The sequence below is a fragment of the Bradyrhizobium sp. ORS 375 genome (genome assembly GCF_000239775.1).
Lineage (GTDB): Bacteria > Pseudomonadota > Alphaproteobacteria > Rhizobiales > Xanthobacteraceae > Bradyrhizobium.
This window is the reverse complement of sequence record NZ_CAFI01000283.1, coordinates 1-9548: the sequence shown is the minus strand read 5'-3', so window position 1 is coordinate 9548 and position 9548 is coordinate 1. Positions and strand designations below refer to the sequence as shown.

At 66.3% G+C, this 9548-nt stretch carries 8 protein-coding genes; 4 read left to right on the top strand and 4 right to left on the bottom strand.

Annotated features, from left to right (window positions below):
• Positions 1-223: 223 nt before the first annotated feature.
• The 3 genes from gap to tkt form a co-directional block, all read right to left on the bottom strand.
• Entirely contained in the window at positions 224-1231 is a 1008-nt protein-coding gene (gene gap, locus BRAO375_RS20445; protein WP_009029346.1) for a type I glyceraldehyde-3-phosphate dehydrogenase, read from the bottom strand.
• 145 nt (positions 1232-1376) lie between these two features.
• On the bottom strand, positions 1377-3251 hold the full coding sequence (recQ, locus tag BRAO375_RS20440; protein WP_009029345.1) for a DNA helicase RecQ: 1875 nt from the start codon (positions 3249-3251) through the stop codon (positions 1377-1379).
• A gap of 274 nt (positions 3252-3525) precedes the next feature.
• On the bottom strand, positions 3526-5511 hold the full coding sequence (gene tkt, locus BRAO375_RS20435; RefSeq protein WP_009029344.1) for a transketolase: 1986 nt from the start codon (positions 5509-5511) through the stop codon (positions 3526-3528).
• A 272-nt stretch (positions 5512-5783) separates the two neighbouring features.
• Here tkt and BRAO375_RS20430 point away from each other — a divergent pair, with 272 nt between their 5' ends.
• Together BRAO375_RS20430 and BRAO375_RS20425 are read left to right on the top strand one after the other, a co-directional pair.
• Complete coding sequence (locus tag BRAO375_RS20430; protein WP_009029343.1) at positions 5784-6131, top strand: DUF4164 domain-containing protein; 348 nt, start codon at positions 5784-5786, stop codon at positions 6129-6131.
• Positions 6128-6511, top strand: coding sequence for a cell division protein ZapA (locus BRAO375_RS20425; RefSeq protein WP_009029342.1), 384 nt, complete (start codon positions 6128-6130; stop codon positions 6509-6511). Before BRAO375_RS20430 ends, BRAO375_RS20425 begins: the two co-directional genes overlap by 4 nt.
• Before the next feature lie 279 nt (positions 6512-6790).
• Here the strand turns inward: BRAO375_RS20425 and BRAO375_RS20420 are convergent, their stop codons facing one another.
• A complete protein-coding gene (locus BRAO375_RS20420; RefSeq protein WP_035641468.1) occupies positions 6791-7177 on the bottom strand; it encodes an ester cyclase in 387 nt (128 codons plus the stop codon).
• Positions 7178-7613: 436 nt separating this feature from the next.
• Between BRAO375_RS20420 and BRAO375_RS20415 the strand changes: the two genes are divergently transcribed.
• A complete protein-coding gene (locus BRAO375_RS20415) occupies positions 7614-8882 on the top strand; it encodes a serine hydrolase domain-containing protein (RefSeq protein ID WP_502688934.1) in 1269 nt (422 codons plus the stop codon).
• Positions 8883-8886: 4 nt separating this feature from the next.
• Complete coding sequence (locus BRAO375_RS20410; RefSeq protein WP_009029339.1) at positions 8887-9528, top strand: glutathione S-transferase family protein; 642 nt, start codon at positions 8887-8889, stop codon at positions 9526-9528.
• Positions 9529-9548: the final 20 nt, after the last annotated feature.

Here is a 9548-nt window from a genome sequence, read left to right as displayed (position 1 = left end):
CTTCACCTCTCCCCATCGGGGAGAGGTCGGCGCGCAGCGCCGGGTGAGGGGCTTGGCTCTGTCAGAAGATCGTCCGGAACCCCTCACCCGGATTGCATCTGGCGATGCAATCCGACCTCTCCCGATGGGAGAGGTGAAGTCCTCCGTTGACGCACCATCGAACCCGAAATCTCGAGATTCCGGGTTTGATGCTTCGCATCGCCCCGGAATGACCGGGAGAGGCTTACAGCAGCTTGCCCATCGCGACGGCCGTGTCGGCCATGCGGTTGGAGAAGCCCCACTCGTTGTCGTACCAGGACATCACGCGCACGAGGTTGCCGTTCATGACCTTGGTCTGGTCCATGTGGAACGTCGAGGAGTGCGGGTCGTGGTTGAAGTCGATCGAGACGTTCGGCGCTGTCGTGTAGCCGAGCACGCCCTTGAGCTCCTGCTCGGCGGCGCGCTTGATCGCCTCGTTGATCTCCTTCGGCTCGGTGTTGCGCTTGGCGACGATCTTGAGATCGACCACCGAGACGTTCGGCGTCGGCACGCGGATCGCGACGCCGTCGAGCTTGCCCTTCAGCTCCGGCAGCACCAGGCCGATCGCCTTGGCCGCACCGGTCGAGGTCGGGATCATCGACATCGCCGCGGCGCGGGCGCGGTAGAGATCCTTGTGCATCGTGTCGAGCGTCGGCTGGTCGCCAGTGTAGGCATGGATCGTGGTCATGAAGCCGGTCTCGATGCCGACGGTGTCGTTCAGCACCTTGGCGACCGGCGCCAGGCAGTTGGTGGTGCAGGAGCCGTTGGAGACGATCAGGTGCTCCTTGGTCAGCGAGGTGTGGTTGACGCCGTAGACGATGGTGGCGTCGGCGCCGTCGGCCGGGGCCGAGACCAGCACGCGCTTGGCGCCGGCGGTGAGATGCGCGGAGGCCTTGTCCTTCGAGGTGAAGATGCCGGTGCATTCCAGCGCGATGTCGACGCCGAGATCCTTCCACGGCAGCTTCGACGGATCACGCTCGGCGGTGACCTTGATCTTGCCCTGGCCGATGTCGATGGTGTCGCCGTCGACGGTCACGGTGTGGGGAAAGCGGCCGTGCACGCTGTCGAAGCGCAGCAGATGGGCATTGGTCTCGACCGGGCCGAGATCGTTGATGCCGACCACCACGATGTCCTTGCGGCCCGATTCCGCGATGGCGCGCAGAACGTTGCGGCCGATGCGGCCAAACCCGTTGATCCCGACCCGGACTGCCATTTTCGTCTCCTTCAATGACGTTTCTCGTCCCCGTCTGCGTCCTCCGAACCGGGGCGCCACGAGGGTTTTGGAACTAATGCCGACCGGTTCTGCCGGACGGGAGCGGACGATAAGGGCCTTTTGGTAGACCTTTTTTGCGCCGATCTCAACCGTCTGCTCGCGATTCTGCTCCTGAGGAGCGCGATGCAGCTATGAGCGCCAGCAGCTCCTCGCCGTAATGCTCGAGCTTCTTGTCGCCGATCCCTGGTATATCGCGCAGCTGGCCGAGCGTGGTCGGGCGGGCACTGGCGATGCCGTCGATGGTGGCGTCGTGGAGCACGACGTAGGCTGGTACACCACGCTTGCGCGCGATCTCCGAGCGCCACGCCCTGAGGCTCGCGAGCAGGGGGGCGTCGGCGGCCGCGGCGGGGCGCGCCACCAGCTCGCCACGCCGCGATTTGCTGCGGATGGCGCGGGTGCTCGCGGTCTCCTCGCGCAGCATCACCGGCGTTTCGCCCTTCAGCACGCCGCGCGAGGACGCCGTCAGCTTCAGCGCGCCATAGGCTTCGCTGTCGGGCGCCAGGTGCCCCATCGCCACCAGCTGGCGCAGCGCCGCGCGCCACTGCTTCTCATTCATTTCGCGGCCGATGCCGAACACCGACAATTGATCGTGTCCGAACTGCCTGACGCGCTCGGTCGCCCGCCCGACCAGCACGTCGATCAGATGCATGGCGCCGAAACGCTGGCCGGTCCGATAGGCGCAGGACAGCAGCTTCTGCGCGATCACCTTGCCGTCGCGCATCTTCGGCGGCGACACACAGTTGTCGCAATTGCCGCAGTTCTCGCCGACCGGCGTTTCGCCGAAATAGCTGAGCAGCAGCTTGCGCCGGCAGCTCGCGGTCTCGGCCAGCGCGACAAGCGCGTCGAGCTTGCGGATCGACATCCGCTTGAACGCCTCGGCGCCGGTGGACTCGTCGATCATGCGGCGCTGCTGCACGATGTCCGAGAGGCCATAGGCCATCCACGCGGTCGAGGGCTTGCCGTCGCGCCCGGCGCGGCCCGTCTCCTGGTAGTAGGCCTCGATGCTCTTCGGCAGATCGAGATGCGCGACGAAGCGCACGTCCGGCTTGTCGATGCCCATGCCGAAGGCGACGGTGGCGACGACGACGACGCCGTCCTCGTTGATGAACCGATCCTGGTTGCGCGAGCGCACCGCCGGATCGAGCCCGGCGTGGTAGGGAATCGCGGTGATGCCGGCCTCGTTCAGTGCCGCCGCGGTGTCCTCGACCTTGGCGCGCGACAGGCAGTAGACCACGCCGGCGTCGCCCGGGTGACGCTCCTTGATGAACGCCTTGAGCTGCGCCGGCCCATTGTGCTTGTCGACGATCTCGTAGCGAATGTTCGGACGGTCGAAGCTCGCGACGAATTGCGGCGCATCGGTGAGGCTGAGCCGCTCCGCGATCTCCTTGCGCGTCAGCTCGTCGGCGGTCGCGGTCAGCGCGATGCGCGGCACGTCGGGGAAGCGCTCGGCTATCACGGAGAGGCCGATATATTCCGGGCGGAAGTCATGCCCCCATTGCGACACGCAATGCGCCTCGTCGATCGCGAACAGCGCGATCTCGGCGCGCTCCAGCAGCGACAGGCAGCGCGGCGTCACCAGCCGCTCCGGCGCGACATAGAGCAGGTCGAGATCGCCGACGATGAGCCGTCGCTCGACCTCGTCGGCTTCCTCGCGGGACAGCGTGGAGTTCAGCACGGCGGCGTTGACGCCGGCCTCGATCAGGCCGGCGACCTGGTCGCGCATCAGCGCGATCAGCGGCGACACCACGATGCCGCAGCCTTTGCGCAACAGGGCCGGCAGCTGATAGCACAGCGACTTGCCGCCGCCGGTCGGCATCAGCACCAGGCAATTGCCGCCCTCGGCGACATGCCGGACCACCTTCTCCTGCGCGCCGCGAAACCCCGGCAGCCCGAACACCGAATGCAGCACCGCCAGCGCGCGATCGGCCGTATCGGTCGTGGCGTTGGGGACTGTGGGCATGGGCGGACTATGCGAACCGGATCATCTGATCAGACGATTTTAGAGAGGTTTCTCGCGTTGGATAGCGCGATATTTCCTTTTGCGATCGAGCTGTCCGCCGCGATCTCCGTCTACCGCTCCCGATGGGAGAGGTGGACGTCCGTTGCCGCACCATCGTCCCCGCTCTCTCCTTCGTCATTCCGGGGCGATGCGTAGCATCGAACCCGGAATCTCGAGATTCCGGGTTCAGCCCTGGCGGGCTGCCCCGGAATGACGCGGCCACGAGCTGGCGAGATCACCCCAGCCGCTTCACCGCCGCGTCCACCGCCGCTTCCGCGGTGATGCCGAAGTGCTTGTAGAGCTCCTTGTACGGGCCGCTCTCGCCGAACGAATGCATGCCGATGAAGATGCCGTCCTGGCCGATCACCGCGTCCCAGCCCCAGCGCACCGCGGCTTCGATCGCGATCTTGACCGGCGCATTGCCGATGATCTTGGCCTTGGCCTCGGCCGGCTGCTCCAGCAGCAGCTCGAGCGAGGGCACCGAGACGACGCGGGCGGGAATGCCGCGCTCGGCGAGCTGCTTCTGCGCGGCCACCGCGATCTCGACCTCCGAGCCGGTCGCAAACAGCGACACCTTGGCTTCGCCTTGCGCGGCGACCAGCTCATAGCCGCCATGGCTGCAGGGATTGTCCGCCGGAGCATTGGTGCGCAGCTGCGGCAGGTTCTGCCGCGTCAGCGCCAGCACGGTCGGGCCGTTGGTGCGGTTCAGCGCGAGCTCCCAGCATTCGGCGGTCTCGACCGCGTCGGCCGGGCGGAACACGCGCATGTTCGGGATCGCGCGCAGCGCCGCGAGATGCTCGACCGGCTGGTGCGTCGGGCCGTCCTCGCCGAGACCGATCGAGTCGTGGGTGAGCACGTAGACGACGCCCGCGCCCATCAGCGCCGACAGCCGCATCGCGCCGCGGGCGTAGTCCGAGAACACCAGGAAGGTGGCGCCGTTCGGCGCGAAGCCGCCATGCAGGAAGATGCCGTTCATGCACGCCGCCATGCCGTGCTCGCGGATGCCGTAGTGGATGAAGCGGCCCTTCGGCGTCTTGGCCGAGAACGAGGTGGCCGACTTCGCCTTGTTGTTGTTGGAGCCGGTGAGATCGGCGGAGCCTGCGACGAACTCGAACGGCATCGCCGCTGCAATCACCTCGATGGCGGCCTCCGACGATTTGCGGGTGGCGATGTGGAGCGGGTTCTCCAGCAGCGCCTTCTTGTGATCCTTCAGCGCCTTCGCCAGTGCGGCGGGGCGCTCGTGGCGCAGCCGGCGTTCGAACTCCGCCCGCTTGCGCGGACCCATCTCGCCGAGCCGCGTCTCCCATTCCGTCCGGGCAGCCGCGCCGCGGCGGCCAGCCTCGCGCCAGGCCGCGAGCACGTCGTCGGGCACAGAGAAAGCCTCCTGCGAGATGCCGAGCTTCTCCTTGGCGCCCTTCAGCTCCTCGGCGCCGAGCGCCTCGCCATGCACCTTGGAGGTGCCGGCCTTGGTCGGCGCGCCGTAGCCGATGGTGGTCTTGCAGGCGATCAGGCTCGGACGCGAGGACTTCTGCGCCCGCGCGATCGCCGCGGCGATCGCCTCGGGGTCATGGCCGTCGATCAGCTCGGCGGCCCAGCCGGCCGACTTGAAGCGCTTCACCTGGTCGACCGAATCGGCGATCGACAGCGGGCCGTCGATCGAGATGCCGTTGTCGTCCCACAGCACGATCAGCTTGTTGAGCTTCCAGTGCCCGGCCATCGCGATCGCTTCCTGGGAGATGCCCTCCATCAGGTCGCCGTCGGACGCCAGCACGTAGGTGTGATGATCGACGATCTTCTTGCCGTACTCCGCCTGCAGCATCTTCTCGGCCAGCGCCATCCCGACCGCGGTCGAGATGCCCTGTCCCAGCGGGCCGGTGGTGGTCTCGATGCCCTTGGTGCGGAAGTTCTCCGGATGGCCGGGGGTCAGCGAATCGACCTGGCGGAAGCGCTTGATCTGGTCGAGCGTCATCTCCTCGTTGCCGGTGAGATACAGCAGCGCGTAGAGCAGCATCGAGCCGTGGCCGGCCGACAGCACGAAACGGTCGCGGTCCGGCCAGGCGGGCGCTGCGGCATCATATTTCAACACGCGGGTGAACAGCACCGTGGCGACGTCGGCGGCGCCCATCGGCAGGCCGGGATGGCCCGATTTCGCCTTTTCGACGGCATCCATCGCGAGCGCGCGGATGGCATTGGCCATGCGGGAATGATCGACCTGCGTCATGCTGGAATCCGTCCAAACGTGAAATGCTGATGACAGGAGAGCCGCCGGTATCGCTGGCGGGCCGGGATTTTGCGGGCTGATTAGCACCTCAGTTCCGGGAATCAAAGGCAATGCAACGTCGTTTGCGTCCCAAAAGTTGCTTAGTAGTGCATAGTTTCCGCCGAGCGTTGCACTCGGCTCGCCCAGCACGTAAGATTTTCCCCGTAAGCGCTTGCCGGACAGCGGCTTTTGTCGCTATCCGGAAGGCGGTATAAGGGCCTCGCATCCGCGTCATGAACGATCACCCTGCCAATCTTGCCGGCCAGGTGGAACCCGGCGCTGCCGATCTGGAGGCGGCGACGCGGCGCCTGATGACGGCGCTCGACGCGCTGGAGAGCGCGGTCGAGCGGCGGCGCGAGGCCGATCGCGACGAGGACGAGCTGGCGACGCGCATCCAGGCGCTCGGCGCCGACCGCTCCCGCCTCGCCGACGAGCTCGACGGCTCGCTGATGAAGACACGCCGGCTGGAGCGCACCAACCGCGAGATCGCCGAGCGTCTCGACACTGCGATTGGCACCATCCGCGCGGTGCTCAATGGCGCCGGGCAAGACGGCGCTGAAGACGATGAGGATGACGAATGAGCCACATCAACGTCACCATCAACGGCCGCCAATATCGTATGGCCTGCGAGGAGGGCCAGGAGCTCCGCCTGCTCAAGCTCGCCGAGAGCCTCGAAACGCGCATCACCAATCTGCGCGGCAAGTTCGGCGAGATCGGCGATGCGCGATTGACGGTGATGGCCGCGCTTACCGTCTGCGATGAGTTGATCGACGCCAATCAGCGCGTGCAGATGCTGGAGCAGGAGCTCGACAGTCTGCGCAACGTCCGCAGCCAATCCGCCGACCGCGCCCGCGCCACGCAGGTCGCCGTCGCCAAGGCCCTCAACGCCGCGGCCGAGCGCATCGAGCGCACCACGCAGGTGCTGAACCGCACCATCGGCGGCGGCGTCGCGATCGGGTAGAGTGATCCAAGCTCGCAGGCACGCGCGCGATCTCAGTGATCGTGGTGCGGTCGTGCAGTTGCACGAGTGCTTGCAAGCTCGCCCCTCCGTCACCGGTGTCGTCCCGGCCTTGAGCCGGGACCCATACCGCGTGATCTCTCCATCGGGCAGGGTGGTCGACACCGAGCGCAACAACACGCAGCCGTGGTTATGGGTCCCTGCTTTCGCAGAGACGACAGCGGTGAGCTTGGCAACGGCTCGATCTACGTCATAGTTGTGCGTCGCCTGCAGTGCTCTTGCTCAAAGCTGTGCCTCGATTGCCGCCTTGTCGATGACCGACCACACCTCCGCGATTCGGCCGTCGCGGAATTCGTAGAACACGTTCTCGCTGAAGACGACACGTCGGCCGTTGATGGCCAGGCAGAGAAATTCGCCTGACGGCGTGCAGTCGAAGTCCAGCCGGCACGCGACGCGCGGCGGGTCCGACAGCAGCAGACCGATGTTGAAACGAAGATCGGGAATGTCGGCGAAGTTGCCGATCAGCATGTCGCGATAGCCGGCGAGGCCGAGCGGCCGGCCGTTGTGGACGACACGTTCGTGCACGAAATCGCCGAGCGCGGGCCACGCCTGCGCATTCAGGCAGACGAGATAGGCGCGATAGTGATTGGCGAGCTCGGTTGCCGTCATGGCGAATGTCTCGATTCGAAGGTCGGTCGGAATCAATCCTTCCCGGCGCGCGCTGTTCCCGCCGTCGATGCAGCGCTGTGGCTCCAGCCGCATCCAACTCCCGCGTCGGTGTTTATGGGTCCCGGCTCAAGGCCGGGACGACAGCGGACGATGTGGCGCGCCGCAGGCCCCAACCACCCGTGTCGTCCCGGCGAACGCCGGGACCCATACCGCGTGATCTGTCGAGGGACGTTGCTGCCTGTTGCTGTGCAGCTTGCACGTGAGCGAACCACAATCGTGGTGAGGTCAGCTTGTGCAGCCGCGAACACGCTCATTGCGATGCGATCTTGTTGCGAGCGCTTGTCGTTCGCCGCGTGCTGCCCTACTGCTTGGGCAGGCGGACATCCTCGAATCCCGTGACCACAAGCGGGATCGTGTTCGCGTCAGGGAGGTGCTCTTGAACAGACTGATCCGCGCGGCCGCAACCGCTGCCTTCATTTCGCTCGCGTCCCCGCTCGCCGCTGCACCTCTGCCCGAAGCCAAGCCCGACGAGGTCGGCTTCTCGCAGGCGGGCCTGGCGCGCATGGACGATTTCTTCGCCCGCGAGATCGCAGCCAAGCGGGTGCCCGGCGCGGTGGTTGCGATCGCGCGCGATGGCAAGCTGGTGCACTACAAGGCGTATGGCCAGCTCGATCCGGTCAAGGGCACGCCGATGCCGCTCGACGCGATCTTCGCGCTGGCCTCGATGACCAAGCCGATGGCCGCGGTGGCCGGGCTCACCTTGATGGAGCAGGGCCGGCTGCCGCTGCAGGCGAAGCTCGCCGACTACTATCCGGCCTTTGCCGACATGAAGGTCGGAATGGTGCAGGAGAACGGCGCGCTGCTCTCGGTGCCCCAGGCGAGGCCAATCCTGATCCACGATCTCTACCGCCACACCTCGGGTCTGATGTATGGCGGCCGCCCCGACAGCGCGAGCCCGGTGGCGCGGCTCTATCCAGACGGCATCGCGCCGGCGATCGAGGGCGACACGCAGGCCTTCATCGAGCGCATCACCAAGCTGCCGCTGGCGCATCAGCCCGGCACGCAGTTCGAATATGGCTTCTCCATCGACGTGCTCGGCGCCGTTGTCGAGAAGGTCAGCGAGCAGCGGCTCGGCGAATATCTCTCCAACAACGTGTGGAAGCCGCTCGGCATGGTCGACGCAACGTTCGCGCCGTCTGAGGCGCAGCGGCCGCGGCTGGCGCGGCCGTTCCCGAACGATCCGCTCACCGGCAAGCCGCAGGCGATCAGGCTGCTGGACACTCCGACCAAGTCAGACTGCGCTGGCGCCTGCTCGTTCGCGACCATCGGCGACTACATCCGCTTCGGCCAGATGCTGCTCAATGGCGGCGAGCTTGACGGACAACGCATCCTGAGCCCGAAGACGGTGCATCACATGACCTCCAACCATCTCGGGCCCGAGATCAAGAACACCGTCGCCAATGTCGAGCCGCATCGCGCCGGCTTCGGCTTTGGACTGAGCGTGGCGGTGCGGACCAGCGAGGGCCTGTCGGCGGTGCCCGGCAATCCCGGCGAGTTCAGCTGGAACGGCGCCTACGGCACGCAGTTCTTCTGCGACCCGAAGGAGCGGCTCGTCGTGGTGGTCGGCACCGCGGCGCCCGGCGACCTGCGCAAATATTATCGCGAGCAGGTGCAGGATATCGTCTACGGCGCGATGGTGAAGTAGCGCGATGCTGACCGTTCATCACCTCGGCAAATCCCAATCCGAACGCATCGTCTGGCTCTGCGAGGAGCTGGAGATTCCCTACGAGCTGAAATGCTACACGCGCGACGCCAGGACCATCCTGGCGCCGGCGGAGTACAAGGCGCTGCATCCGATCGGGGCCGCGCCGGTCATCACCGACGGCGAGCTGGTCCTCGCCGAATCCGGCGCTGTCGTCGAATACATCATCGCCAAATACGGCCAGGGTCGCTTGCGGCCGGGGCCGAATGATCCGGACTTTGCTTCGTATCTCTATTGGTTTCACTTCGCCAACGGCACCTTGCAGGCGGCGATGGGGCGGCTGATGATCCTGAACCGGCTCGATCTTCCCGAGGACAATGCCATGCTCGGGGCGATGCGCGCGCGGCTCAACCGCGCCTTCGCCGCCGTCGAGGCGCGCTGCGGCGAGGCGGACTATCTCGCAGGCAATGCGCTCACTGCAGCCGACATCATGACCGTGTTCTCGCTGACCACGATGCGCTATTTCCTGCCCTATGATCTCGCGCCATACCCCAACATCCGCGCCTATCTGTCACGCATCGGCGCCCGCCCAGCCTATCAGCGCGCCATGGCCAAGGGCGATCCGGGAATGGCGTTGTTGTTGAGTTGAGCACAGGGTTGCCCCGAAGA